Genomic DNA, 26962 nt, shown 5'->3' with positions numbered 1-26962 from the left:
CGAACGCCGAGTTGGAACAACGAGCCTCCACCGGAGTTGCTAGACAGAGCAACGAACCGGAAAAACAAGAATGCGGATCATCCTGCTGGTCATAGTCGCCTCCGTCATGAGCATACTTGCCTTCAAGTACGCAGATGGCGCCTTGGGGAATTCAGCAATCGTTTCAACGCCCGAAGAGCTTACGGACGGCTAGTGGGGCTTTCCAGTATCACCGAACCAACGGACCGCTCCCCGCGATCATAGCCAGACTTTTCGCACTCCTTTAAAGGCAAATACGACGAGCGCTCCGCATGGTCTGTTCGCCACGGGTTTTCGAGATGTCGTTCCATATTCAGCCGCCAGTGCGCCGAATCTTAATCGACATCGAAGCTGAAAATTGGTCGCGCCCACTCTAAAGCGACACCTAAAACATGGCGAACGGGGGGCGAACATCCGCAGTACGAACCCGGTCTATTCTGGCCCTGCTCACCCATTTGAGGGAAGAACAATTGGTGAAAGCGGCGACGCTGCGGCATCTGCGGACGTTGTCGCGATCATTCTGGATCTCAACGGGGAAACGTCTCTGCCCGCCAAGATTCTTCCTTCCGGATTTCGTGTTCAGGACGCGACAACGACCCGATCACCGATGAAAAATGACAACGGTGCCGCTATTTCATCGGCACGTCGGCGGCTATTTCCGCTTTTCGACAGCATTTCGACAGGCTTCATTCAGCTTCAATTAAGCCTAATTCCCGAATAATGGGGACAATCATAAATCGGGGAAATCTCTGGTGGCACTTCCTGGACCGGCTTTCATTCTCGCACTCGTTGCATTCATTGTCGTGGTGCCCCTTGCCGCCAAGAAGGCGGAACAGAGCCGGATATATAACCACAGCATCACCACCAACTTCTGATCTAGACCCTTCGAGCATGGAGCAGGCGATGGGAGACATCGCCTCAAGCTTTCATAATTATTTCCGGATCTCGCCACGTCGACCCGAGCGAAGTACAGCATCTGCCGTATGTCTCTGAAACATCGGCCGTTCTACGCCAAGGTTCCCCGCTTGCTCACCGTTGTGCGCCGGGTCCGAACCAAGGAGACTACCGAAGAAGATTGTCATTGCCGCCGTGCTATCGCTCGCATTTGCGAACGGCGCCTATACCGCCGTGCCTTCGGCACCGGTCGGAAAGCAGACCCTCGTTAAAGCAACGAACGAGGGTGAACTGGCCGCCGGCCGAATTCGCGACCATCGAACCAGCACTTCGGGCAACCAGAACAACGCCCCAAGCCCGCCAAGCAAAAACGATCTTCTAGTAGACAGAAGGGCGGCGCGGGCCGCCCGTACGTCTTCCCGATCCCTTTCCAATGCACGCGTCTGCCGCCGTCGGCGAAGGCCCTGCCCCACCTCTTTGCGGGTGCGCGCCGTGACCAGGGCATATCAACGATCCACTGTGTCCGAAGCTGCCCCCCACACTGCCGGCAGCCCAACCCACATGAACCCGACACCGAAAATTCCGTTGTTCGGGCCTTCCAAAACCGAAGAGCGCAAGGTACTGAAAACACTCAGTGCGGGCGTGGCGAAACTGGTAGACGCAAGAGACTTAAAATCTCTCGGCTTCGGCTGTGCGGGTTCGATCCCCGCCGCCCGCACCAGATAATGCTCGTTGGAGACTTTCCGCGCGCGAACGCCCGTTCAACGAACGGGTCGCGCAACGTCGCTTGGGATCGATTTGCCGCTCAGTGGTAGTAGAAGCAGTCGCATTCGGCCATGTGGGTATCGTCGTGCCACACCCTGACCGCCAGTTTCGTGCAGGCTCCCTTATCCTCCAACCGCAGGCCCAGCAGCGAGACGGCTGCAGCCTTCGGATTGAGGGCATCGACTTCGATTGCTGATCCGACCTGTTGCACGCCGTTGCGGGCGGTCCAGGTGAAGATCTGAACGCTGTAATGCTGCATTGAAAATCCTCCGCTAATGCCGACGCAGTGGACGCAATACTCTCGCAGATGCTGATATGGAACGGACCGCTCAAATCGTCCGAAAAGTCTGTCAACCGTCTTCGACGGTTGCCTCAGGTCGATCACCGCCGTCGGTGTGTTCGAAGTGCCAGTTCCCTTTTTCGTCCTGGAAGCTGATATCCTCGTCGTCGCCGCCGACCTGTTGTTCGGCTGCGGCGGCCTTGGCGGCCGCCAGCGCCATTTCTCGGCTGGGAAAGGGTTCCGAAAAAGCGTCGGCTGCCTTGTAGGCCCAACCGCCGTCATGGGGAACGATGGAGTACGTAATGCGCGCCATGCTTCTCTCCCTGCACTCCGAAAGGCAATTCCGCCTTCCGCGGACCGTTGCCGCACGGCCCAATATTCCTCCTCGTCAATGGCATTCTCATGCCGAACGCGGCGGATATTAACACAGGTACAGGCCAGTAGGCCACTTTCGCGAATCAGAATGTGACAGGCCGTCCCGAAACGAGAAAGCGGCCCTTTGCGAGAGCCGCTTTCCCGTCGATCTTTCAAGACTTTTCCGTGGCTTAGGCCGACAGCTTCGCTGCGATCTTGGCGACGTGCGCACCCTGATAGCGAGCGGCGTCGAGTTCGATCGCCGAAGGTTGGCGCGCACCGTCACCGCCAGTGATGGTCGAAGCGCCGTAGGGCGAGCCACCCTTGATCTCCTCAAGACCCATCTGACCCTGGAAGGCATAGGGAAGGCCGACGACGACCATGCCGTGGTGCATCAAGGTTGGGATAAAGCCGAGAATGGTTGTTTCCTGGCCGCCGTGCTGTGTCGCCGATGAGGTGAACACCGAGCCCACCTTGCCGACCAGCTTGCCCTGGGCCCAAAGCGCGCCTGTCTGGTCGATGAAGTTGCGCATCTGCGAGGCGACCGTGCCGTAGCGTGTGCCAGCGCCAAAAATGATGGCGTCGTAATTCTCCAGTTCGTCGACCGTAGCGATCGGCGCAGCCTGATCCACCTTGTAGTACGATGCCTTGGCAACGTCTTCCGGCACCAGTTCGGGAACGCGCTTGACGACGACGTCAGCACCGGCTGACTTGGCGCCTTCCGCCACTGCGTAAGCCATCGTCTCGATGTGCCCGTATGCCGAATAATAGAGAACGAGAACCTTGGCCATAAATGCTCCTTTGGATTCAGGCAATTCCGCTTGATTACCGTCACGTGCAAGATTTATCAAAATGCGTCCGGTTGCCAGAAGCCACACGGTCAACAGAGCGTTCTCAATTCTCGAACAATCACGAGATGCTACTGAACAATCGCCTCACATAAGCAGGATCGCCAATGAGCAGCCCCAAGATCGTTACTGCCGCCATGGTCGCCATCGGCGACGAACTGTTGTCCGGCAGAACCAAGGACAAGAACATCGGCCATCTCGCCGACATGATGACGATGGTCGGCATCGACCTTCGGGAGGTGCGTATCGTGCCTGACGAGGAGGCGTCGATCGTCGAAGCCATCAACGCGCTGCGCACGCGCTACGACTACATCTTCACCTCAGGCGGGATCGGCCCGACCCATGACGACATAACGGCCGACGCTGTGTCGAAAGCCTTTGCTGTCGATTGCATTTATGATGAGCGAGCCATGGCGTTGCTTGCCGCGATGTACGAACGCCGCGGCATGGAATTTTCGGACGCGCGCAAGCGGATGGCGCGCATGCCTCAGGGATCGCGGTTGATCCCAAATCCGGTCTCCACCGCACCGGGCTTTGCGATTGGCAATGTGCATGTGATGGCCGGCGTGCCGCAGGTGTTTCAGGCGATGCTCGATGCGATCATGCCGGACTTGCAGGCCGGCACGCCGCTGCTCTCGCAATCGGTACGCTCTCCCTATGGCGAAGGCGATATCGGCACGCCGCTCACCGAAGTGCAGAAGAACCACCCGGAAACCAGCATCGGATCCTACCCCAAATTCGACGGCAAGGTTTTCTCGACCGATATCGTCGTCAGGGCGCGCGATCCGCAGGCTCTGTCGGCCGCAGCCGCGGATGTGCAGGCGATGATCGATGCGATTACCGCTTCGCGCGTTCAAACCTGACAGCAGAGCCTACGGAGAGCACGGCAAGGATGCGTAGCTCTTGCGCATCGGCCGTCATTGCCGCTATTGCATGTCGGCAAATCAGGATGAAGCGTCTGCACATGCCCGATCTGCCGGATGCTTCGCCATTACCTCGTCCAGACAAGCCGGAGCCCATCAATGTCCCTGCCCGATAAAGCCTTCCCCGTTTCCTGGGATCAGTTCCACCGCGACGCGCGTGCGCTTGCCTGGCGGTTGGCAGATCAGGGGCAGGAATGGCGCGCCATGGTGTGCATTACCCGCGGCGGCCTCGTGCCGGCGGCAATCATCTGCCGCGAGCTCAACATCCGCATGATCGAGACGGTCTGCATCGCCTCCTACCACGATTATGACACGCAGGGTCAGATGAAGGTGCTGAAAGGCATCGCGCCTGAGATCGCCAAGGATGGCGGCGAAGGCGTACTGATCATCGACGACCTGACAGATACCGGCAAGACGGCGGCCGAAGTTCGCGCCATGCTGCCGAAGGCGCATTTTGCCGCCGTCTACGCCAAGCCCAAGGGCCGGCCCATGGTCGACACATTCGTCACCGAAGTGAGCCAGGATACCTGGATCTACTTCCCGTGGGATCTGGGCTTCACCTATCAGGAGCCGATCGCCAAGGGCACGCGCGGCTGATCCGATCGGGTCATGTACGCCTTCGTCACGCGCCAGCGTGTCGAAGGCGTTTTCTTTTCACGCTCGAATGACGATGTAGGCTTCAGCCAAGCGGCGGTATGGATGCCACCAAAGTTTCGGCCGTCAACCCAGGACCGGCCTGCGCTCCGGCGGCCCCATGGCGCCAGACTCCGGCGGCAGCAGCCTCGAACGCTAGCATGCCTTGCGCCAAGTGCGCGCCGATAATGCCTGCAAGCACGTCTCCGGATCCGGCTGTCGCCAGTGACGGCGGAGCGTTGGCATTGACGGCAACCTTCCCGTCCGGGCTGGCGATCACCGTATCGGCTCCTTTGTAGACGATCGTCGCACGGCTGATATGTGCCGCGGCTTGCGCCTTTTCGATCTTCGACTGGTTTTTGTCTCGGGCAATCTCGGGAAACAGCCTGGCAAACTCGCCCTCATGCGGTGTCATCACCGCCCTGCCCGTTGCCGCCGCCAGACGGGCGAACAATTGCGACCGGTGCTCCTGAAAAGACGTAATGCCATCGGCATCGAGAACCAGCGCGCGATCGCAGAGCGCTAGCGCAAAGGCGCGCGCGCGCTCACCAACTCCAAATCCCGGACCAAGCACAAACGCCCCGAGCCTGGTGTCTTCCAGCCAGCGCGCGAGCTCCGGCGGATCGTCTATCGCTTTCAGCATGACGGCGGTCAGTTGCCCGGCATTGATGTCGAGCGCCGCCGTCGGTGATGCCACCGTCACCAGACCGGCCCCGGCAGCGAGACCGGCGGCCGCCGCCAGTCGCGCGGCACCCGTCGCCTGCGCCCCGCCCGAGAAGACGACGAGATGACCGCGACGGAATTTATGGCTCGATGCATCGAGCCTTGCCGCATGGTCGGACCAGAGAGCCGGTGTGTTGACGCGCAATGCGTTCCCCCCCGCGAGCACGATCCGGGCCGGAATACCGATGTCGAAGACCTCGAGAGCGCCGCACAGCGAACGGCCGGGAAGCAGCAGATGGCCCGGCTTCCTCGCCATGAAGGTGACCGTATGGTTCGCAGCGAATGCCGCGCCGCGGATCTGCCCTGTCCGCCCGTCAACGCCGGTCGGCAGGTCGACGGCAATAATGGGCAAGTTCCGCCCGTTGATCCGCTTGATCGCTTCCACCACCGGTCCCGGTAGATCGCGCGAAAGGCCTGCGCCGAAGAGTGCATCGACGACGACATCTGCGGGCTGCGGCAAGTAGGAGGCAAGTGGATCTATGGTGCCATTCCACAGTTGCCGTGCACGGCCGGCGTCGCCGGAAAGTGCGGCTGGATCACCGAAGGCAAAAACAGCAACGTTCGCACCGCTCTCGACAAGCGCCGAGGCCGCGACATAGCCGTCACCACCATTGTTGCCGGGTCCGCACAGAACGACATAGCGTTGTGCCTGCGGAAAGCGCCCGAGCGCAGCCGCAGCGACAGCAAACCCGGCGCTGCGCATCAACAGGAAGCTGTCGATCCCCGATCGCGCAGCTGCCAGGTCTATTGCGGCCATTTCGGCCGGGGTAATCAACAGATCACGAAGAAAAGAGTGCATGGTCCAGACTTACCCCCGTCCATCAGCCCGCGGCAAGTGGTGTCCACGGATTCCGGATTGCTCACCAATGATGCATTTGCACATATTTGTTGCTCAAATAACGTGCTTTCCCGGTGCAGATGCCACGACCTTCGACCCAAACCGAACAAGCTGGGCAGAAACCTTACAAAAAATAGGCAGATCGACCGAAGCCAAAGGCATGGAATGCAGTCACCATCGCTCAATCCCAAGAAATTTTGCTCCTCGGCAATCATTTTGCAGAAAAACTGGCATGCAACGTGCATATTGACGGGTGAGCGGGCATGATCCTGCTTTAAAGGGAGAAGCGGAGAGACATTTTCTCATGAAAAAGATCGAAGCGATCATAAAGCCCTTCAAGCTCGACGAAGTGAAGGAAGCCCTTCAGGAAGTCGGTCTGCAGGGCATTACCGTCACGGAAGCAAAGGGCTTCGGTCGACAGAAGGGTCACACGGAGCTGTATCGCGGCGCTGAATACGTCGTGGACTTCCTGCCCAAGGTAAAGGTCGAAGTGGTGCTGGCGGACGAAAACGCGGAGGCCGTCATCGAGGCGATCCGCAATGCTGCCCAAACCGGCCGGATTGGCGACGGAAAGATTTTCGTTTCCAACGTGGAGGAAGTCATCCGAATTCGTACCGGCGAAACGGGCCTCGACGCCATCTGATCCTCAAGGGCCGCCCGGCCCTTTCACCTTAAAACCTCGTCATCTCACACAGGGAATTACGGAAAATGACGACTGCAAGCGATATTCTGAAGCAGATCAAGGACAACGACGTCAAGTTCGTCGACCTGCGCTTTACCGACCCCAAGGGCAAGCTGCAGCACGTAACGATGGATGTCGTCTGTGTCGACGAAGACATGTTCGCCGATGGCGTCATGTTCGACGGCTCCTCGATTGGCGGCTGGAAGGCCATCAACGAGTCCGACATGGTGCTGATGCCCGACCCGGAAACAGCGCATATGGACCCGTTCTTCGCGCAGTCGACGATGGTCATCATCTGCGACATTCTCGATCCGGTTTCAGGCGAAGCCTACAACCGCGACCCGCGCGGCACGGCGAAAAAGGCCGAAGCCTACCTCAAGGCATCGGGCATCGGCGACACCGTCTTCGTCGGCCCGGAAGCCGAATTCTTCGTCTTCGACGACGTCAAGTACAAGGCTGATCCTTATAACACCGGCTTCAAGCTCGACTCCTCGGAACTGCCGTCCAACGACGACACCGACTATGAGACCGGCAACCTCGGCCACCGTCCGCGCGTCAAGGGCGGTTACTTCCCGGTTCCGCCGATCGACAGCTGCCAGGACATGCGCTCCGAGATGCTGACGGTCCTGTCCGAAATGGGCGTCACGGTCGAAAAGCATCACCATGAAGTCGCCGCTGCCCAGCACGAACTCGGCGTCAAGTTCGACGCTCTGGTTCGCAACGCCGACAAGATGCAGATCTACAAGTACGTTGTGCACCAGGTCGCCAACGCCTACGGCAAGACGGCAACCTTCATGCCGAAGCCGATCTTCGGCGACAACGGCTCGGGCATGCACGTGCACCTGTCGATCTGGAAGGACGGCAAGCCGACCTTCGCCGGCGACGAATATGCCGGCCTGTCGGAATCGTGCCTCTACTTCATCGGCGGCATCATCAAGCACGCCAAGTCGCTGAACGCGTTTACCAACCCGTCGACGAACTCCTACAAGCGTCTCGTCCCGGGCTACGAAGCTCCGGTTCTGCTCGCCTACTCCGCCCGCAACCGTTCGGCCTCGTGCCGCATTCCGTTCGGTACCAACCCGAAGGCAAAGCGCGTCGAAGTCCGCTTCCCGGACCCGACAGCCAACCCCTACCTCGCCTTCGCAGCAATGCTGATGGCCGGCTTGGACGGCATCAAGAACAAGCTGCACCCGGGCAAGGCCATGGACAAGGACCTCTATGACCTGCCGCCGAAGGAACTGAAGAAGATCCCGACGGTCTGCGGCTCGCTGCGCGAAGCGCTCGAAAGCCTCGACAAGGATCGCAAGTACCTGACCGCTGGCGGCGTCTTCGATGACGATCAGATCGATTCCTTCATCGAGCTGAAGATGCAGGAAGTCATGCGTTACGAAATGACCCCGCACCCGGTCGAGTACGACATGTACTACTCGGTCTAAGACCGATGGGCCGGGCGGCGGATGCCGCACCGGTCCGCAAGCGACGCGGCAAGCCGGCGGGGTTCAAGGGACCCTCGCCGGCTTGTTTTTTTCAACCACGCTGCAGCGGGAAACAGGAAGGCCAGGAAGGCGTACACGAAGCCGTGCATGACACCCTATTGATGTTTTGGGTTTGGCAACCCAGATAATCCCTTGAAAGGATGTGTTGCGTCATGAAACAGAGAAACGCGAAATTCGAGATCGGACAGGTGGTTCGCCATCGGGTTTTCCCGTTCCGCGGCGTCGTCTTCGACGTTGACCCGGAATACGCAAACACCGAGGAGTGGTGGAATGCCATTCCGCAGGAGATCCGCCCAAGCAAGGATCAACCCTTCTACCACCTGTTCGCCGAGAACGACGACAGCGAGTATGTCGCCTACGTGTCCGAGCAGAACCTGGTTTCCGACGAGAGCGATCGGCCGATCCGCCACGCTCAGGTCGACGCCCTGTTCGAAAAGGACGATATCGGGCACTACAAGCCCAAGGTCACGTTCCGCCACTAAGGGCCGTGCGTTCGGATAAACGCACTGGGGATACTCTGGAAACCGCGCCGTCGGCACTCGCTCAAATGAAAAACGCCCGGACATCGTCCGGGCGTTTCTTTTATTCTCGAAAGAGCCGAAGCGCTTAGTTCTGCTTGGCGGCCTTCTGGGCCTCTTCAAGCTTCTTGCGCGCGTCTTCAGCCTTCTTCTGCATTTCTTCCTGCAGCAAGCGCTGACGCTCTTCAAGCTGCGACTGCTCGATCGGCTCGCCGTCGAAAATACCGGTAAAGCCTTCAAGACCCATCTTGATCGGGTTCGGTGCGCGCTGGAAGTTGACGGAGGTGAAGACCACCTCATTGCCCTTCTTCAGGCTTGCGATCAGCTGGTCAGACAGCGGAGCTTCAGCAACGCACTTGTCCGGCATGCAGATGGCGTAGTCGAGCTTCACGGGCTTGCCGCCGTCGATCTGCATCTGGACGCCGGTCGGGATCAGTCGCGCGGACGGCACGGAAACCTGCAGAACCTTGCGGTTGACCTTGCCCGATACGGTGATGAGACCAACTGCGGTCAGGAGCTGACCGTTGTTTGCCGTCAAGAGGTTCTGAACGATGCAGACATCGTTGTCTTCCTGCTTGGTGCAGACCTTGAACCAACCCTGCGGAGGCTTGCCACCAGCCTGCTGGGCAGATGCGACGCCCGGGACGCCCGCAGCTGCTACCGAGAGCGCCAGCGTTGCCAGACCCGCACGTTTGGTGAAGTTCGACTTGAAGAACATTGTGATTCCGTCTCCTGAAATCCGGTAACGGAACAATTCGTTCCGCAGGTGAGTATCGTCAGCCGCCGTTGTCCTGTTGGCCAAATAAGGCAAATGCATGACCCCGTTTCCGGAAACACCTGTTACATTGGCTCGTGCGGTTTATCCAGTGTTTCTTGCTTTTTTTTGACCTCTTGCCCGCCGGAATTTGGGTATAGCGTCGGTTGGAATTGTCGACCGGCATTGGTAACGTGCCGGGAATCGGCCATTTGCCACTTCACTGGAGATAACGTTGCGCACAATTCTTTCCGGTCTGGCCATCCTGTTGGCCGCAACCGCATTTGGCGATGCCGCGATGGCCGCTCCCGTACACGCCATTTCCATGCATGGCGAGCCCGCGCTGCCGGCGGACTACAAGCATTTCCCCTACGTCAATCCCGATGTGAAGAAGGGCGGCAAGATCTCGTACGGCGTGGTCGGGACCTTCGACAGCCTCAATCCGTTCATCCTGAAGAGCATGCGCACGACGGCGCGCGGTATGTGGGATCCGGAATACGGCAATCTCGTCTACGAATCACTGATGCAGCGCTCCCGCGACGAACCCTTCACCATGTACGGTCTGCTGGCCCAGTCGGTGGAATGGGACGACGACCGGACGTTCATTCAGTTCAATATCAATCCGGCCGCGCGCTGGGCTGACGGGCAGCCGGTAACCGCAGACGATGTCATCTTCACCTTTGAACTGATGCGCGACAAGGGGCGCGTGCCCTTTGCCAACCGCATGGCGAAGGTGGCCAAGCTCGAGAAGTTCGGCGACCTCAGCGTCCGTTTCACCTTCACCGAAGACGCCGATCGCGAACTGCCGCTGCTGCTTGGGCTCTCTCCGGTCCTGCCGAAACACGCGACCGATGTGGCGACGTTTGACCAGACAACACTTAAAGCCCCGCTTGGTTCAGGCCCTTATCGCGTTGCCGAGGTAAAGCCCGGCGAACGCATCGTCTACCGCCGCAACCCGGACTATTGGGCAAAGACCCTTCCTTCCAAAGTCGGCTTCGACAATTACGACGAGATCTCCGTCGAGTACTTCCTGCAGGAGAACTCCCTGTTCGAGGCGTTCAAGAAGGGCGAGATCGACATCTACCCCGAAGGCAGCGCCACCAAATGGGCCCGCGGCTACGACTTTCCTGCGGTTCGCTCCGGAGACGTCGTCAAGGAAACATTCACCCCGAAGACGCCCTCCGGCATGCTCGGCATCGTCTTCAACACACGCAAACCGATGTTCGACAACCTCAAGCTCCGCCAGGGCTTGGCGCTGGTCTTCGACTTCGAGTGGGTCAACAAGAACCTGTTCGACAGCGCCTACACCCGCACCCAGAGCTACTGGCAGAACTCGACGCTTTCGTTTCTGGGTGCCGCTGCCGACGACCGTGAACTCGGTTTGATCGGCGATGCACGCGAGCACATCAACCCGGCAATCCTCGACGGCACCTATCGCCTGCCGGTGACGGATGCATCGGGGCGCGACCGCAACGTGCTGCGCGTGGCCGTCTCCCTGCTGCGCGAGGCCGGCTATCAGATCAAGGACGGCAAGATGGTCGACGCCAACGGCGCGCCGCTTGCCTTCGAGATCATGAGCCAGAATGCCGGGCAGGAGAAAATCGCCCTCGCCTACCAGCGCTTCCTGGCGCCGCTCGGCATCAAGGCCTCGGTGCGCACCGTCGACGATTCGCAGTATCAGCAACGCAGCCAATCGTTTGACTACGATGTCATCATCAAGTCGTTCCCGTCCACGCTCTCGCCTGGCATCGAACAGGTCGGCCGCTGGACCTCGCAGTCGCGCGATCGCCAGGGAAGCGACAACTTCGCCGGCGTTGCGGACAAGGAAGTCGACCGCATGGTCGAAAACATCCTGCAGGCCAGAACGACAGAGGACTTCACCGCAGCCGTTCGTGCGCACGACCGGTTGCTGGTCAACAATTCCTACCTTGTGCCGCTCTACCACCTGGATGCGCAATGGGTCGCCCGGCGCAAGCATATCGGACGGCCGGAGGCGGTTCCGCTCTATGGCTACCAGCTGCCCGCCTGGTGGGACGAGAACGTACAGTAAAGGGATGGTTCCCTTTTGGTAACGCATTGAAAGCCGGATCGAACCGGCTTATCTCGCAGCTTTATCCAACAGGAAAGGCACCCCACATCATGCAAACCGTCAGCATCGATATCGTCTCCGACGTCGTCTGCCCGTGGTGCTATCTGGGAAAGGCGAGGCTCGACCAGGCGATCGCCAATGTCGGCGCTGAGCTGCAGGTCGCGGTGCAGTGGCGCCCCTATCAGCTCAACCCCGACCTGCCGCCTGAAGGCGTGGACCACAAGCAGCATCTCGCCGCCAAGCTCGGCGGTCAGGCAGCCGTCGACCGGGCGCATGAAACGCTCAACGCCCTCGGCCATGCCGATGGCATCGCATTCGATTTCGATGCTGTGAAGATCAGCCCGAATACGCTCGACGCGCACCGCCTCATCCGCTGGGCGGCGACCCATGGCGATGCGGCACAGTCGGCCGTCGTCAGCCTGCTCTTCAAGGCCAACTTCGAGGAAGGCCGCAATGTCGGCGATCACGCGGTGCTGCTCGACATCGCAGCGGAGGCCGGCCTCGACCGGCCCGTTATCGCAGCGCTCCTCAACTCGGATGCCGACAAGGATGCTGTCAAAGAAGAGATCGGAATGGCCCGCGAAATGGGCGTGACCGGCGTGCCCTGTTTCATCATCGACGGGCAATATGCCGTGATGGGGGCGCAGTCGGTCGACGTGCTCAGCAATGCACTGCGCGAAATCGCGCAGATGAAAGCCACGGCATAATCTCTGCATCGATACGCGCGCCGCCACCTGGAGCGGCGGCGCGGAGGCGATCAAGCCTGCTTCGCCAGCCCTGCGAGTTGCGTCATCACCATCGCCGCGCCCGAGAGGCGCTTTTCCGGCGTCACCAGTTCGCGCTGGAAGAAGATGCTGTGATCGGCCCTGATCTTCGCCTGCGTGCCCTGCTTGGCGATGTAACCGACCAGCGCTGCCGGGTTTGGGAATTCCTTGTTGCGAAGCTGCACGACCACACCCTTCGGCCCGGCATCGAGCTTTTCGACATTGGCCGTGCGGCAGAGCGACTTGATGTAGACGATCTTCAGCAGATGCTGCACCTCGATCGGGAGCGGGCCGAACCGGTCGATCATCTCGGCGCCGAAGCCGTCGATTTCCTTGAGGTCGGTCAGCTCGCCCAGGCGGCGGTAAAGGCCAAGTCGCAGATGCAGATCCGGTACGTAGTGTTCCGGGATCATCACCGGGGTACCTACGGAGATCTGCGGTGACCAGCCGGTGTCGTGAACCTCTTCCTCGCCCTTGAGCTCAGCGACGGCCTCTTCGAGCATCTGCTGGTAGAGCTCGAATCCGACCTCCTTGATGTGGCCGGACTGTTCCTCGCCGAGCAGGTTGCCGGCCCCGCGGATGTCGAGATCATGGCTTGCCAGCTGGAAACCGGCGCCGAGTGTGTCGAGCGACTGCAGGACTTTCAGCCGCCGCTCGGCCGTTGCCGTCAGCGTCTTGTTGACGGGCAGCGTGAACAGCGCGAAGGCGCGCACCTTCGAGCGGCCAACACGGCCGCGCAGCTGATAGAGCTGTGCCAGGCCGAACATGTCGGCGCGATGCACGATCAGGGTATTGGCCGTCGGCACGTCAAGACCGGATTCGACGATAGTCGTCGACAGCAACACGTCGTAACGCCCTTCATAGAAGGCGTTCATGATGTCTTCCAGTTCCGTTGCCGGCATCTGGCCGTGCGCCACGGCCACCTTCAGCTCCGGCACATCGGACTTCAGGAAATCGTGGATTTCGGAGAGATCGCTGAGGCGCGGGCAGACATAGAAGCTCTGGCCGCCGCGATAATGCTCGCGCATCAGGGTCTCGCGGATCACCAGCGCATCGAAAGGTGAGATGAAGGTGCGCACCGCCATGCGGTCGACAGGCGGCGTCGTGATCAACGACAGTTCGCGCACGCCCGTCAACGCCAGCTGCAGCGTCCGCGGGATTGGCGTTGCCGACAGCGTCAGCACATGCACGTCCGACTTCAGGTCCTTCAGCCGTTCCTTGTGCTTGACGCCGAAGTGCTGCTCCTCGTCGATGATGAGCAGGCCGAGATTGGCGAAGTTGACCGACGTTCCGAGCAGGGCGTGGGTTCCGACGACGACGTCGGTCTTGCCTTCGGCCACTTCCTTCTTGGTCAGCGCCAACTCCTTGGAGCCGACGAGCCGAGACGCTTGCTGGATGCGGATCGGCAGGCCACGGAAGCGCTCCGTGAATGTCTTGAAATGCTGCCGAGCCAGTAGCGTCGTCGGCACGACAACGGCAACCTGGACCCCGTTCATAGCGGCGATGAAGGCCGCACGCAGCGCAACCTCCGTCTTGCCGAAACCGACGTCGCCGCAGACGAGCCGGTCCATCGGCCGACCGCTACCGAGATCTTCCCGGACGGCATCGATCGAGTTCAACTGATCCTCGGTTTCGTCATAAGGGAAGCGGGCGACGAATTCGTCGTAGACACCATCCTGCGCCACAAGCACGTGCGCATGTCGGGTGTGGCGCTCGGCGGCGATGCGGATGAGGCCACCGGCCATGTCGAGCAGGCGCTTCTTGAGCTTGGCCTTGCGGGCCTGCCAAGCGACGCCGCCGAGCTTGTCGAGGATCGCATCCGTCCCCTCCGAGCCGTAGCGCGACAGGAGCTCGATGTTTTCGACCGGAAGGAAGAGCTTGGCGTTGTCGGCATAGACGAGCTCAAGGCAATCGTGCGGCGCCCCGACTGCTTCGATCGTGCGCAGTCCGACGAAACGGCCAATGCCGTGTTCGGCATGGACGACGTAACTGCCTTCATCGAGACCCGCGACCTCGGCAATGAAATCGGCGCCGCGCTTGCGCCGCTTGGAGCGGCGCACCATGCGGTCGCCGAGAATGTCCTGCTCGCCAATGACGACGAGATCGCCCGTCTCGAAACCCGCTTCAAGGCTGAGGACCGCGGACGCAGCCTCGCCCGGCTTCAGCGTCTTGACGTCTGCGAGCGCCTTGATCTGGCGGATGTTGCCGAGCCCATGCTCGACCAGCACCTGCAGCAGGCGGTCGAGAGACCCCTCGCTCCAGCCAGAGACGATGACCTTCGAGCCTTGCGAGCGCTTTTCGGCGATGTATTTCACCGCCTGGTCGAAGACGTTGACGCGATCGCCCTCCGCCTCGCCTTCACCGGCTGCCTTTGCCCAGCGCACGCCCTGACGCGCATCGACGGTCACGACTTGTCGGGCTTCTCCCTCCTGCTCGCTGAACGGTGTGAGGCGCACGGCGCTACGCTCAGCGAGTGCAGCCGCGAAACCTTCGGCATTCAGATACAGGAATTCCGGCGGCACGGGCTTATAGGGCGTGCCCTGTGTCGCCAGCGACTTGCCCGGCGATGCCGCCGTGTGGCGGGCGTCATAATAATCGAGAATAAGCTTCGACCGTTCGGCGGCGGCTTCCCGTGCCACGTGGTCGGTAACGATGCGAAAGCCCTGGAGGTAGTCGAAGACGGTCTCGAGGCGATCGTAGAACAGCGGCAGCCAATGCTCCATGCCGGCATAGCGACGCCCCTCCGAGACGGCCTGATAGAGCGCGTCATCGCGGGTCGTCGCACCGAACAGCGAGAGATAACGCGTGCGGAAGTGGCTGATCGTTTCCGGCGTCAGCGACACTTCGCTCATCGGATTGAGGTCGAGGGAACGGACCTGACCGGTCGTGCGCTGGCTCGCCGGATCGAAGGAGCGGATGGTCTCGAGCGTATCGCCGAAGAAGTCGAGCCGCAGAGGATCGCCGCTGCCCGGAACGAAGACGTCGAGAATGCCGCCGCGCACGGCGTATTCGCCGACTTCACGGACTGTCGCCACACGCTCGAAACCGTTGCGCTCCAGCCGCGCGGCCACATCGTCCATGCGCACCTGGTTGCCTGGGCGCGCGGAGAAGGCAAGGCTCTCGATCACATCCTGCGGCGAAATCTTCTGCAAGGCAGCATTGACCGTCACCAGCACGATTGCCGCATGCGGCTTCTTGCGGTGGGCGATCAGGGCGCTCAGCGCCGCAAGCCGACGTGCCGAGGTATCGGCGCTCGGCGAGACACGGTCATAGGGAAGGCAGTCCCATCCGGGCAGTGTCAGAACCGGGATATCGGGGGCGACGAAGCCGAGGACCTGCTCCAGATCGGCGATACGCTGGCCGTCTGAGAGAATGTAGGCAACTGGTGTGCCGGCCCGGGCGAGATCGGCCAGCACCAGCGCCTCGGCGCCTGAAGGAACCGGGCCAATCGTGACTTCACGCGTTGCCGCTACAATCTTCTTCGGGTCAAGGCCAGCCAGCATCGGTCTACTTCATCTCTTCGGGGAGCCGCTCGAAATCGGGGCGGTAAGCGGCGATGCGCGTAAACATCGGCGTCTGGTAACGCTCGGGCACCGGCTGTTCGCCGATGATCCACTTGACGAGATCGTTGTCTTCCTCGGCCATAATGATCTCAAGCTCGTCCAGTTCGACCTCGGAGAGGCCGGGAAGCTCGGCTTCAGCGAACTGTCCGAGGACGAGGTCCATTTCGCGGATGCCGCGATGCCAGGCGCGAAACAGGATCCGGCGGCGACGCGGATCGAGATCGGCGCTGGTGCGTGAGATGCCAGTCATGGGAGTTCCTTCCTGCCGTCCGCGGGGGTACGGTTTTTCGTCACTGCGCTCTATAAACGCTGAATAGATGATTGTCAGCCTTGCCAAACTCCGAATTGTCGTCGCAATTTCATCGCCATGCGCCCTGCCCTGCTCGACCCGCTCTTTTCACCGCTGAACACTTTGCCCGGTATCGGTCCGAAGATCGGCGAGCTGTATGCCCGACTTCTTGGCCGGGAAACCATCGAAGACTGCCGTGTCGTCGACCTGGTTTTCCACGCCCCGCATTCGCTGATCGATCGACGGCAGCAGCCTGGTATCGCCAATGCGCCGCAAGGCGTCGTGGTGACAATCACTGGCCGCGTCGATCGCCACCAGCCGCCGCCGCCCGGCAAGCAGAACCTGCCCTACCGCATCTTCCTGCATGACGACACCGGTGAACTGGCGCTCACCTTCTTCCGCGTCAAAGGCAACTGGCTGGAAAAATCGCTGCCGGTCGACGAAACGGTGATCGTCAGCGGCAAGGTCGACTGGTTCAACGGCCGGCCATCGATGGTTCACCCCGATTATATGGTCAAGGCAAGCGAGGCGGACAACTTGCCGCTCGTCGAACCCGTCTACGGGCTGACGGCCGGGCTTTCGGCTCGCATCCTGCGCAAATCGATCGAGGCGGCGGTTGCCCGCGTCCCTGAGATGCCCGAGTGGATCGACGACACACTCGCTTCCAAGCAGGGTTTTCAAAGTGCGGCCGACAGCTTTCGTGCCCTGCACGAGCCGCGCGACGCCACGGATATCGACCCGCAGGCGCCGGCGCGTCGGCGTCTCGCCTATGACGAATTCCTGGCCGGCCAGCTCTCTCTCGCCCTCGTTCGCCAGCGCCTCCGAAAGGTTGCCGGCACGCCGGTGCATGCGACAGGCAAGCTCTCGGGCCCTGTTATCGCCGCACTGCCCTTCTCGCTGACAGCGAGCCAGTCGACCGCGATTGCCGACATCCTCAAGGACATGGCCGGAGACGAGCGGATGCTTCGTCTGCTGCAGGGCGACGTCGGTTCCGGCAAGACCATGGTCGCGCTGATGGCAATGCTGGCGGCGGTCGAATCGGGCGGCCAGGCCGTGCTGATGGCCCCGACGGAAATCCTCGCGCGGCAACATTTCGCAACGCTGTCGAAAATGGCGGCTCCCGCTGGTATCACCATGGATGTGTTGACCGGGCGCACCAAGGGCAAGGAGCGCGATGCAATCCTGGAACGCATCGCGTCCGGCGAAACCCGGATCGTTGTCGGCACTCATGCCCTGTTCCAAGACACCGTGAACTATCGGGAACTCACCCTTGCGGTCGTCGACGAACAGCATCGCTTCGGTGTCCACCAGCGTCTGCGCCTCACTGCCAAGGGCATCTCACCGCATATGCTTGTCATGACCGCCACGCCGATCCCGCGCACGCTCGTGCTCGCGGCTTTCGGCGACATGGACGTTTCCAAGCTGACGGAAAAGCCGGCCGGGCGAAAGCCGATCCAGACGGTTACCATCCCGACCGAACGGACCGACGAGATCGTCGATCGTCTCGCAGCGGCCCTCAAGGAGGGCAAGAAGGCCTACTGGATCTGCCCGCTCGTGGAAGAATCCGAAGCGATCGACGTCATGTCGGCGGATGAGCGTTACCAGGGTCTGTCCAAACGCTTTGGCAGCGATGTCGGCCTCGTCCACGGTCGCATGAACGGCGCGGAGAAGGACGCCGTCATGCTCGCCTTCAAGAATGGCGAGATCCGCCTGCTTGTTGCCACCACCGTCGTCGAAGTCGGCGTCGACGTACCGGACGCGACCATCATGGTGATCGAACACGCGGAGCGCTTCGGGCTGGCGCAATTGCACCAGTTGCGCGGCCGCGTCGGTCGTGGCGACGAAGCATCGACCTGCATCCTGCTCTACAAGAGCCCGCTCGGCGAGACCGGTCGGGCGCGGCTTTCGATCCTGCGCGACAGCGAGGACGGATTTCTGATCGCCGAGGAAGACCTGAAGCTGCGTGGCGAGGGCGAATTGCTGGGAACGCGGCAGTCGGGCACGCCTGGCTTTCGCATCGCCAGCCTCGAAGCCCATGGCGACCTGCTCGAAATCGCCCGCAAGGACGCCGCCTACATGATCGAGCGGGATCCGGACCTGACATCACCTCGCGGTGAAGCGCTGAGGACCCTGCTCTATCTGCACCGACGCGACGAGGCGATCCGCTTTCTGCGCGCCGGCTGACGCGTCAGGCGGTTTTCTGCTGGGCGATCTTGCGCGGCGGCGCGTTGGCCAGCGGCTTGTAATCCGGTGCGACGAGGCCGCCGGAAATCAATAGCTTGGCCGCATCCTCGGCGCTCATTTCAAGCGGGATGATTTTGTCGCGCGGAACGAACAGCAGGAAGCCGGCGGTCGGGATAGGCGTCGGCGGCAGGAACACGGTCACCATGTCCATGCCGCGTTCGGAGAATTTGGCGGCGACCTCGCCTTTGACATCCGTGGCGATGAAGACGAGCGACCAGAGGCCGGGGCTCGGATATTCAATCAGCCCCGCCTTCTTGAACGAGGACGATTGCTCCTGCAGCACCGTCTGGAAGATCTGCTTCAGCGATTTGTAGATGGTGCGAACCAGCGGCGTCCGGCTGACGAGGGATTCGCCGAAGGCAACGATCGAGCGCCCGACCAGATTGGCGGTGAGGAAGCCGACCAGGGTGATGACAATGAGCGCGACCAGCAGGCCGAAGCCGGGAATGGCCACCGGCGAATAGGTGTCCGGGTTATAGAAATTCGGCAGATAGGGCTTCACCCATCCATCGGCCCATTCGATGAAGGTGCGGACCAGCCAGACAGTGATCGCCAGCGGCGCGCAGATGATCAGCCCTGTCAGGAAATAGTTGCGCAACCGGGTCGCAATATAGCCGCTCTTCGAATTTTCGCTCATGCCTCTTCCGTTTAAACCTCACTCGGCGCCGAATGCCGGATGGTAGGCAACCGTGCCTTCAGGCACCGCGCCGGAGAAGGCCAGCGCCATGAAATATTGCGGCGCACAACCCGGGAATACAAGCGAAGATTCGTGTCCGAATCTGAACTTTTGGTAATAGTCGGGGTCCCCCATGACCACGCAGCCAGCGGCGCCGTCGCCGGCAAGCATTGCGAGCCCCTCGCGGATCAGCCGGCTGCCGACGCCCTTGGTCTGGCGATCAGGTAAAACGGCGACAGGACCGAGCCCGAACCAGCCGGCGACCGGCGGGGTGAGCGTCACTGGCGAGAAGGCGACATGGCCGACGATGTGGCCTTCGTCTTCGGCCACGAGCGAGAGTGTCAGAGCGCCCTGATCCCGAAGGCGCTCGATGATGAAAGGCTCGCTCTGGTCGCTGTGCGGGTGATCCTTGAAGGCGGCGGCCGTCACGTCGTGGATCGCCTGCTCGTCGCCCGCACTTTCCGACCGGATGGTGATCATTCGACCGTGACCGACTTTGCGAGGTTACGGGGCTGGTCGACATCGGTGCCCATGAACACGGCGGTGTGGTAGGCGAGCAGCTGGATCGGCAGCGAGAAGATCATCGGCGCGATGATCTCGTCGACATTCGGCAGCACGATTGTCGCCATCGTCTCGAGCTTCGAAGCGGCTGCGCCCTTCTCGTCCGTGATCAGGATGATCCGTCCGCCGCGTGCCGCCACTTCCTGCATGTTCGACACGGTCTTTTCGTAGAAGCGGTCGTGCGGGGCGATGACGATGACGGGCATGTTTTCGTCGATCAACGCGATCGGCCCGTGCTTCAGCTCGCCGGCGGCATAACCTTCGGCGTGGATGTAGGAGATTTCCTTGAGCTTCAGCGCGCCTTCCATCGCCAGCGGGAAGCTGGTGCCACGACCGAGGTAAAGCACGTCCCGGCACTTCGACAGCTCGCGCGACAGCATCTCGATCTTCGGCTGGATGCCGTTCAGAACCTGGCCCATGATGCGCGGCATTTCCGTCAGATGACGAACGAGTGCCTGTTCCTCGTCGGCAGACACCGTGCCGCGGGCGCGGCCGGCGCCGATCGACAAGGCCGCCAGTACCGCCAGCTGGCAGGTGAACGCCTTGGTCGAGGCGACCCCGATCTCAGGCCCGGCAAGAATCGGAAACACGGCGTCGGATTCGCGCGCGATGGTCGATTCGCGGGTGTTGACGACGGCACCGATCTTCAGTCCGTGATCCTTGCAGTAGCGAAGCGAAGCCAGCGTGTCAGCGGTTTCGCCCGACTGCGAGATGAACAAGGCGGCTGACTGCGGCGACAGCGGGATTTCGCGGTAGCGGAACTCGGAGGCGACGTCGATCTCGACCGGCAGGCGGGCGTAACGCTCGAACCAGTACTTGCCGACAAGACCAGCGAGATAGGCAGTGCCGCAGGCGGAGATCGCGAGGCTCGGCACGCCGGCAAAATCGATCGCATCCGTGGGCGCCTTCACCCGGTTTTCGGCAAAGTCGATGTAGTGGCCGAGCGCATGCGAGATCACCTCCGGCTGCTCGTAGATTTCCTTCTCCATGAAGTGCCGGTGATTGCCCTTGTCGATCATGTAGGCGGCCGCCATCGAGATCTGTCGCGGGCGATCGACGGCATTGCCGGCGAGATCGAAGATATGGGCGCCATTGGCGCCGATCACCGCCCAGTCGCCATCGACCAGATAGGTGATCTCGTTGGTAAAGGGCGACAGAGCGATTGCGTCTGAGCCTAAGAACATCTCGCCCTTGCCGTGGCCGATCGCCAGCGGCGGGCCGTTGCGGGCAGCCATGATCGTAGAGGGATCGTCCTGGAAGAGGACAGCCAGCGCGTATGCCCCGGTCACCCGTTTCAGCATCGCGTGCATGGCCTCGCGCCGGCCAAGGCCGTCGCGACGAAACTTCGCCAGGAGATGCGCCACGACTTCGGTGTCGGTCTGCGTCTCGAACTTAGCCCCACTGGCGATCAGTTCGTCCTTCAGCTCGGAAAAATTTTCGATGATGCCGTTGTGGACCACGGCAACGCCGTCGGTAAAATGCGGATGGGCGTTGCGCTCGGTCGGTGCACCATGCGTCGCCCAGCGTGTGTGGGCAATGCCGATCGTGCCGGCCAGCGGCTCTTCGCGCAGGCGGCTCTCCAGATTGACCAGCTTGCCCTCCGCCCGGCGCCGCTCAAGCGCACCGGCGTGGATGGTCGCAACACCGGCCGAATCGTAGCCGCGGTATTCCAGGCGCTTCAACGCATCGACCAACCGCTCCGAGACCGGCTGGTTCCCAACGATGCCAACAATTCCGCACATAGTCGTCTCCGAATTCGTCCCGCGCCGTTTCGACGCCCCAATCGACAGGGCGGAAGTCCCGCCCGGCGCGCTGCCTTGGTAACGCATTTGCCGGGCGAGGCAATCCGCCCCGATTTCACTTTCGGTTTCAGTATTTAACGCGGCCTCTATCCAGCAGCCTTGGCCGCCTTTTTGGCGGCCTTCACTGCTTCGTAGCGCTCGCGCAAGACACGCGCCCTGCCCGGCTTGATCTCCTGGCGCGCGCGGCCGAAGGCAACGGCATCGGCCGGCACATCCTCGGTGATGACGCTGCCGGAGGCGACCAATGCGCCATCGCCAATCGTCACCGGCGCCACCAGCGAGGAATTCGAGCCGACGAAGGCATTCTCGCCGATGCGGGTCTCGTGCTTGTTCACACCATCATAGTTGCAGGTGATCGTGCCGGCACCAATGTTGGATCCGGCACCGACGAAGGCATCGCCGATATAGGTCAAGTGATTGACCTTGGCACCGGCCCCGATTTCCGCCTTCTTGACTTCGCAGAAATTACCGACCTTCGACTTCTCGCCAAGGTCGGCGCCGGGCCGCAGCCGCGCATAGGGTCCGACCGTCGCGCCAGAGCGCACGGTCGCTCCCTCCAGATGCGAGAACGCATGGATGATGGCGCCACTCTCGACCCGAACGCCCGGGCCGAAGACGACGTTCGGCTCGATCAGCACGTCCTGTTGCAGCTCTGTGTCCCAGGCAAGGAAAACGGTCTCCGGCGCAATCATCGACACGCCTGATAGCATCAGCTCGTGACGGCGGCGCTCCTGCCAGAGCCGCTCGATAAAGGCGAGTTCGGCGCGAGTGTTGCAGCCGGTCAGCTCTTCTTCCGGCGCCTCGACCGCAATGGCGCGACCGCCGATCGCCCGCACGATTTCAACCAGGTCGGTCAGGTAGTATTCGCCCTTGACGTTGTCGTTGCCGATGCGGTCGAGCAAATCGATCGCCTTGCGACCATCGATCGCCATAAGCCCGCCGTTGCAATAGGTGATGCGGCGCTCTTCCTCGGTTGCATCCTTGTGCTCACGGATCGCGATCAGCGCGCCATCTTCCACGATCAGCCGGCCATAACCGGAAGGGTCGGCAGCCTCAAAACCGATAACGACCACATCGTTGCCGGCGGCCAGGCCATCGCGCGCTGCCTTGAGAGGCCCGGGCGTGATCAGCGGCGTATCGCCGAAGATGACCAGGATGTCATCATATCCCCTCGCGATCGCTTCGCGCGCCGCCAGAACCGCGTGTCCCGTGCCGAGGCGCTCCTTCTGGAGGAACGAGGCGATCGATACGCCACCGATCGCGGCGGCGCTCGAAACGGCATCGGCGTCACGACCGACTACGAGAGCCACGTCGGAGATCGCGGCACTCGAAAGCGCCGCAACCACATGGGCGATCATCGGCCGACCGGCCACCGGATGCAGCACCTTCGACATCGACGACTTCATCCGCGTGCTTTCACCCGCAGCCAGTACAATCGCCAGGCAACTCCGTTCCATCCAATGATCTCCTTGGTCTTTTTCTTGAAGGGCCAAACGGGTCGCCCGATTCGACCCTCGTTTATCAGCAACATATTGCGGGAAGCATAACTCGCACAATCACGTCACGTTAACCCGCTTAAAACCCGATGATGGCATAAGGAGAAGCGGAGCCTGCCTCGACAACCCATGCGCGTGCATCGCTCCCCCGGGGAGAGAAGCCGCAATGCATGCCAGCACCGATCTCGACGCAGCGGCAAAGCCGGCCAATAGCATTCTAGCCGCCGTTTGCTCGCCACTCGCGGCACTCGCTCTGGCGCTCGTCCTGCTCTCGTTGCTTCTGACGGTCACGATCCCGCAGCCGATAGGGCCAATGTTCTGGGATCACTATCTCTATCTCGACGCCGCCAACCGGCTTGGCGACGGCCAGATCCCATCGGTCGACTTCTTCGCGCCGGTTGGTGCACTGGGTTACTATCTCTTTGCCGCCTTGCAGTCTGCCTTCCCGAGCGGCCACCCCCTGTTGCTGGCCAGCTGGTGCCTCCTCGTCGTCACCGGGCCGTTGATCGGCCTTGTCACGTTCGACCTCCAGAAGCGTTCACGAACGCTGGCCTACGCCATACTGTTGCCGTTCCTTCTCTTTTCCGTACTCCCGTTCAACACCGGCGACTTCTACCCCTATCCGGGTTCGGATGGGTTTGGCATCTACAACCGCCAGGTCTGCCAATTGCTCTATGTGTTGGCCGCAGCGCTCATCTACGTCCGCAACCCACGCATCCTCATCGCAGTTGCAGCCGGCGCGATGATCGCGCTTTTCTTTGTAAAGGTCACCGGAGCCGTCGCCGGCGTCATTCTATGCCTGATGGCGTTTGCCGCCGGACGGCTCAGCCTGCGCTCAGCGGTCGTGGCAGCTCTGATCTTCTTTGGCATCCTTGCCGTTATCGAACTGTCCATCGGCGCAGTATCGGCCTATGTCGGCGACATTCTGGCGTTGCTCGACGTTAATGACGGGATCCTTCTCACGCGCCTGCTACAGGCCGTATCGCTGAATGCCGGTCTGTTGGTGCCGGCAAGCGTTCTCTGCCTGACCCTGTTCTTTGCCGACCGGCCTACTTTCGTCTCGTTGTTGGAGGATGCGTACCGACGGCCTTCGATCGCCGCCCTCGGCAGGGTTTTCGATCAGGATTTCTTCTGGCTTGGCACCTTTGTCGTGGCAGGCATCCTGTTCGAAAGCCAGAACACCGGCAGCCAGGCCTTCATCTTCCTCTACCCGCTGCTTCTCCGGATCGCTCTCGACTACGCCACGAAGGGCAAAGGCAAACGGCTGACGATCGCGGTTTGGCTGCTCGCCATCGCTGCGGCACTGCCACCGATGACTGTCGTCGTCCAGAAGAGTGCACGCGCCTGGGTCGGCGCCGCCAACAATATCAGGATCGAAAGCCGCAACCTGAAAACCATGGGGGCCGTCAACGTCCGCCCGATCGTCGCCGCGCGAGCCGAGCGAATGCGCAACACCTACATCACCGAACCGGGCGCCTTCAAAGCCCTGGCAGATCAAGGCGAGTTGCCGTCATTCCTGTTCTATAGCGACTTCGACTTTCAAGCGGGCTGGCTGACGAATGTCGACAATGCGATCGATGCATTGCGCGCCTATGAGGATGCCAATGGCGTTCGCTTCGACACGATCTTCAACATCGACTTCGCCAATCCGTTTCCCTGGCTGATGGATCGCCACGCGCCGAAGCATGTCGCCATCGGCGCAGATCCATTCCGCGCGATCCCGGAGCCGGATCAAGACGTCCGCATCGCGGTCGCCGCCGTCGACATCGCCCTCGTGCCAACCTGCCCGACGACGAATGTCAACAGGACGCTCCTGGCGCTTTACCTGCCAAGCCTCGAGGCCGGCCACACACGCATCAAGCTCACGCCATGTTACGACGCGTTCGTGCGGAACGGCCTTAACGCCGGCAGCTCCGGCGCAGCGGCCACCGGTTCTTGACGATCACGCCGGCGGTCGCAATCTGCTCTCTGTCAGGAGCCCATTCTCCTCAAGGATCGGATAGGCGACGGAGGCGATGTGGGCGTTGATGCGCTTCAAGTCGCGCAGCATGTCGAGATGCAGCGAACTGGTCTGCAGGCTTTCGAGCCGTCCGTCGCGCAACCGCTCGATATGACGTTCGGCTGATCGCTTTTCCATATGCCGAACATTGACTTTCACCTCGATCAATTGCCGGGCGAGATCGGCGTTGCGGGTGACGAAAATTGTCTGGGCGACGCGCAGATTGTCGATCGTCAGGTTGAAGAGACTTTTGAGCTCCTGATAGCCGTCCTCGGAGAATTTCAGGCCGTTGTTGACCTTTTTGCCGATCTGTTCGCACAACCCCTTCTCGATGATGTCGCCCATGTGCTCGAGGTTGATCGCATAGTCGATGATCACGATCGAGCGGCGCCCATCTTCCGGGCTCAGGCCATCACGACCTAGGCGTGACAGGAAGATCTTCACTTCCTGCTGCAGCAGATCGACCTGCTTCTCGAACTTGCCGACATCGCGGATCTCGGAGAGTTCGTTGTTGTTGAAGGCCGTCTGGGCGCGGATCAGCATCATCTCGATCAGGTCGCCGACACGCAGCACTTCGCGCGTGGCGCCCGAAAGGGCCATGACCGGTGTGTGCAGAACGTTCTCGTCGAGATAGCGCGGACCGGTTTCGTCGGTCTCGCTGTCGGGAATGAAGCGGGCCATCAGCCGCGACAGGAGGCCGGCAAACGGCCAGGCAAGGACGGCGACGGCAAGATTGAACGCCAGATGGATGTCCACTGGCAGGTTCTGCTTCGGCAAAGGCAAGCTTTGGAGAAACTCGACGCTGACGCCGGTCAGAGGCAGCGCGATCAGGCAGCCGATGCCGCGAACCACCAGGTTGCCGAGCGTCACGCGTCGGGCCGGCGGCGCCGAAGACAGTGTCGCCATAACAGGCGGGATCGCGCCGCCGAGATTGGCACCGAGCACCAGCGCCACCGTCAGCCCGACGGAGAGAACGCCTGCTGTGGAAAGCGAGAGCACCAGCATCACCACCGCGAGGCTGGATGAAGACGCAAAGGCAAGGCCCGCCGATATGATCAAGGCCACCGGCCAGGCACTGTCGAGCATGCCGAGGAATGCGGCCAGCGCCGCCGATTCGCGCATCGGCTCGGTCGCAAGGCCAAGCAGATGCAGCGACAGCAACATCAGGCCAATGCCGACGAAAGCCGCACCGAGGCCCTGTCGTGCGTTTGACCGGCTGACGCGATGCAGCACCACACCGACCAGAATGATCATCGGCGACAGCCATTCGATACCCATCGCCACGATCCATGCTGTAACGGCCGTGCCGACATTGGCGCCGAGCAGGACGATCTGTGCCATGCGTGAGCGGATCAGCCCCTTTTCCACAAAGGACGCGGTCATCAAGGCCGTCGCAGTCGAACTCTGCAGGGCAAGGGTGGCGAACAGCCCCGTCAGGAACGACCGCGTCGGCCCGCTCGTGCCCCGAGCAAGGCCGGCCCGCAGCTTCGCCCCGAAGGCGCGCGTGACCCCTTCCTTGACCAGGGAAAGGCCGAACAGCAGCAGCGCCACCGCCCCAAACAGATTGACCATAACGATTGTCGATTGCATGGCATGTCTTTCCACGGAGGCCGCATGAATCGCCCCGCCTGATACACACAACCATAGTTCCGAAGTGTTTTCGATCTCAATCCAGCGACGGCGAATTCCTCAGTATGACGGCCAAATTTCTGTTGCCGGCTAATAAATCCGACGCCAATTTTGTCATTAGCGC

Annotated in this window: 22 protein-coding genes and 1 tRNA gene; 11 read left to right on the top strand and 12 right to left on the bottom strand. The window is 61.3% G+C overall.

Annotated elements, in window-relative coordinates:
- Nucleotides 1-770 precede the first annotated feature (770 nt).
- Both AC07UR_RS20900 and AC07UR_RS20895 read left to right on the top strand, forming a co-directional pair.
- Nucleotides 771-893, top strand: coding sequence for a hypothetical protein (locus AC07UR_RS20900; protein ID WP_256372324.1), 123 nt, complete (start codon nucleotides 771-773; stop codon nucleotides 891-893).
- A 655-nt stretch (nucleotides 894-1548) separates the two neighbouring features.
- Nucleotides 1549-1633 (top strand) — tRNA-Leu (locus AC07UR_RS20895).
- Nucleotides 1634-1717: 84 nt separating this feature from the next.
- Here AC07UR_RS20895 and AC07UR_RS20890 read toward each other — a convergent pair.
- The 3 genes from AC07UR_RS20890 to wrbA all read right to left on the bottom strand — a co-directional run bounded on the left by AC07UR_RS20890 (nucleotide 1718) and on the right by wrbA (nucleotide 3102).
- Nucleotides 1718-1936 (bottom strand): hypothetical protein, encoded by a 219-nt coding sequence (locus AC07UR_RS20890; protein WP_077503508.1) that lies wholly within the window; start codon nucleotides 1934-1936, stop codon nucleotides 1718-1720.
- A gap of 91 nt (nucleotides 1937-2027) precedes the next feature.
- The gene (locus tag AC07UR_RS20885; protein ID WP_053247390.1) at nucleotides 2028-2270 is read right to left on the bottom strand and encodes a DUF2188 domain-containing protein; all 243 of its coding nucleotides are present in this window, start codon (nucleotides 2268-2270) and stop codon (nucleotides 2028-2030) included.
- Between the two features lie 232 nt (nucleotides 2271-2502).
- The gene (gene wrbA, locus AC07UR_RS20880; protein ID WP_209792397.1) at nucleotides 2503-3102 is read right to left on the bottom strand and encodes an NAD(P)H:quinone oxidoreductase; all 600 of its coding nucleotides are present in this window, start codon (nucleotides 3100-3102) and stop codon (nucleotides 2503-2505) included.
- Between the two features lie 164 nt (nucleotides 3103-3266).
- On the opposite strand from wrbA, the gene AC07UR_RS20875 reads away from it, so the two are divergent.
- Together AC07UR_RS20875 and gpt are read left to right on the top strand one after the other, a co-directional pair.
- The gene (locus AC07UR_RS20875; RefSeq protein WP_209792395.1) at nucleotides 3267-4022 is read left to right on the top strand and encodes a competence/damage-inducible protein A; all 756 of its coding nucleotides are present in this window, start codon (nucleotides 3267-3269) and stop codon (nucleotides 4020-4022) included.
- A gap of 159 nt (nucleotides 4023-4181) precedes the next feature.
- Nucleotides 4182-4679 (top strand): xanthine phosphoribosyltransferase, encoded by a 498-nt coding sequence (gpt, locus tag AC07UR_RS20870; protein ID WP_025427018.1) that lies wholly within the window; start codon nucleotides 4182-4184, stop codon nucleotides 4677-4679.
- A gap of 82 nt (nucleotides 4680-4761) precedes the next feature.
- Here gpt and AC07UR_RS20865 read toward each other — a convergent pair whose 3' ends face one another.
- The gene (locus tag AC07UR_RS20865) at nucleotides 4762-6237 is read right to left on the bottom strand and encodes an NAD(P)H-hydrate dehydratase (protein ID WP_209792393.1); all 1476 of its coding nucleotides are present in this window, start codon (nucleotides 6235-6237) and stop codon (nucleotides 4762-4764) included.
- A 343-nt stretch (nucleotides 6238-6580) separates the two neighbouring features.
- On the opposite strand from AC07UR_RS20865, the gene AC07UR_RS20860 reads away from it, so the two are divergent.
- The 3 genes from AC07UR_RS20860 (at nucleotide 6581) to hspQ (ending at nucleotide 8936) form a co-directional block, all read left to right on the top strand.
- On the top strand, nucleotides 6581-6919 hold the full coding sequence (locus AC07UR_RS20860) for a P-II family nitrogen regulator (RefSeq protein ID WP_003528058.1): 339 nt from the start codon (nucleotides 6581-6583) through the stop codon (nucleotides 6917-6919).
- A 65-nt stretch (nucleotides 6920-6984) separates the two neighbouring features.
- Complete coding sequence (glnA, locus tag AC07UR_RS20855; RefSeq protein ID WP_025427015.1) at nucleotides 6985-8394, top strand: type I glutamate--ammonia ligase; 1410 nt, start codon at nucleotides 6985-6987, stop codon at nucleotides 8392-8394.
- A 212-nt stretch (nucleotides 8395-8606) separates the two neighbouring features.
- Nucleotides 8607-8936 (top strand): heat shock protein HspQ, encoded by a 330-nt coding sequence (gene hspQ, locus AC07UR_RS20850; RefSeq protein ID WP_025427014.1) that lies wholly within the window; start codon nucleotides 8607-8609, stop codon nucleotides 8934-8936.
- 124 nt (nucleotides 8937-9060) lie between these two features.
- Here the strand turns inward: hspQ and AC07UR_RS20845 are convergent, their stop codons facing one another.
- Complete coding sequence (locus AC07UR_RS20845; RefSeq protein WP_173419940.1) at nucleotides 9061-9690, bottom strand: invasion associated locus B family protein; 630 nt, start codon at nucleotides 9688-9690, stop codon at nucleotides 9061-9063.
- Between the two features lie 271 nt (nucleotides 9691-9961).
- On the opposite strand from AC07UR_RS20845, the gene AC07UR_RS20840 reads away from it, so the two are divergent.
- The gene (locus AC07UR_RS20840; protein ID WP_209792391.1) at nucleotides 9962-11776 is read left to right on the top strand and encodes an extracellular solute-binding protein; all 1815 of its coding nucleotides are present in this window, start codon (nucleotides 9962-9964) and stop codon (nucleotides 11774-11776) included.
- 89 nt (nucleotides 11777-11865) lie between these two features.
- Complete coding sequence (locus AC07UR_RS20835; protein ID WP_209792382.1) at nucleotides 11866-12522, top strand: DsbA family oxidoreductase; 657 nt, start codon at nucleotides 11866-11868, stop codon at nucleotides 12520-12522.
- A gap of 50 nt (nucleotides 12523-12572) precedes the next feature.
- On the opposite strand, the gene mfd is transcribed toward AC07UR_RS20835, so the two are convergent.
- On the bottom strand, nucleotides 12573-16082 hold the full coding sequence (gene mfd / locus AC07UR_RS20830) for a transcription-repair coupling factor (protein ID WP_209792380.1): 3510 nt from the start codon (nucleotides 16080-16082) through the stop codon (nucleotides 12573-12575).
- A gap of 4 nt (nucleotides 16083-16086) precedes the next feature.
- Nucleotides 16087-16392 carry an FAD assembly factor SdhE gene (locus tag AC07UR_RS20825; RefSeq protein WP_173419936.1) on the bottom strand — a complete coding sequence of 102 codons (306 nt, stop codon included), beginning with the start codon at nucleotides 16390-16392 and terminating at the stop codon, nucleotides 16087-16089.
- A 117-nt stretch (nucleotides 16393-16509) separates the two neighbouring features.
- On the opposite strand from AC07UR_RS20825, the gene recG reads away from it, so the two are divergent.
- On the top strand, nucleotides 16510-18615 hold the full coding sequence (recG, locus tag AC07UR_RS20820; protein WP_209792378.1) for an ATP-dependent DNA helicase RecG: 2106 nt from the start codon (nucleotides 16510-16512) through the stop codon (nucleotides 18613-18615).
- A gap of 4 nt (nucleotides 18616-18619) precedes the next feature.
- Here the strand turns inward: recG and AC07UR_RS20815 are convergent, their stop codons facing one another.
- From AC07UR_RS20815 to glmU, 4 genes are all read right to left on the bottom strand, one after another.
- Nucleotides 18620-19312 (bottom strand): DUF502 domain-containing protein, encoded by a 693-nt coding sequence (locus AC07UR_RS20815; RefSeq protein ID WP_077503497.1) that lies wholly within the window; start codon nucleotides 19310-19312, stop codon nucleotides 18620-18622.
- A gap of 18 nt (nucleotides 19313-19330) precedes the next feature.
- Nucleotides 19331-19828, bottom strand: coding sequence for a GNAT family N-acetyltransferase (locus AC07UR_RS20810; protein WP_209792438.1), 498 nt, complete (start codon nucleotides 19826-19828; stop codon nucleotides 19331-19333).
- The gene (gene glmS, locus AC07UR_RS20805) at nucleotides 19828-21654 is read right to left on the bottom strand and encodes a glutamine--fructose-6-phosphate transaminase (isomerizing) (protein WP_209792376.1); all 1827 of its coding nucleotides are present in this window, start codon (nucleotides 21652-21654) and stop codon (nucleotides 19828-19830) included. The genes AC07UR_RS20810 and glmS overlap by 1 nt, the downstream gene beginning before the upstream one ends.
- Nucleotides 21655-21800: 146 nt before the next feature.
- Nucleotides 21801-23171 carry a bifunctional UDP-N-acetylglucosamine diphosphorylase/glucosamine-1-phosphate N-acetyltransferase GlmU gene (gene glmU / locus AC07UR_RS20800; RefSeq protein ID WP_209792374.1) on the bottom strand — a complete coding sequence of 457 codons (1371 nt, stop codon included), beginning with the start codon at nucleotides 23169-23171 and terminating at the stop codon, nucleotides 21801-21803.
- 205 nt (nucleotides 23172-23376) lie between these two features.
- On the opposite strand from glmU, the gene AC07UR_RS20795 reads away from it, so the two are divergent.
- Nucleotides 23377-25149 carry a hypothetical protein gene (locus AC07UR_RS20795; protein ID WP_209792372.1) on the top strand — a complete coding sequence of 591 codons (1773 nt, stop codon included), beginning with the start codon at nucleotides 23377-23379 and terminating at the stop codon, nucleotides 25147-25149.
- A 3-nt stretch (nucleotides 25150-25152) separates the two neighbouring features.
- Here AC07UR_RS20795 and AC07UR_RS20790 read toward each other — a convergent pair whose 3' ends face one another.
- Nucleotides 25153-26799 carry a Na/Pi cotransporter family protein gene (locus AC07UR_RS20790; protein ID WP_209792371.1) on the bottom strand — a complete coding sequence of 549 codons (1647 nt, stop codon included), beginning with the start codon at nucleotides 26797-26799 and terminating at the stop codon, nucleotides 25153-25155.
- Nucleotides 26800-26962: the final 163 nt, after the last annotated feature.

The sequence above is a fragment of the Ensifer sp. GW821-FHT05G01 genome (genome assembly GCF_059419585.1).
Note: the sequence above shows the minus strand (reverse complement) of the source record. Positions and strands in the feature narration are given on the sequence as shown.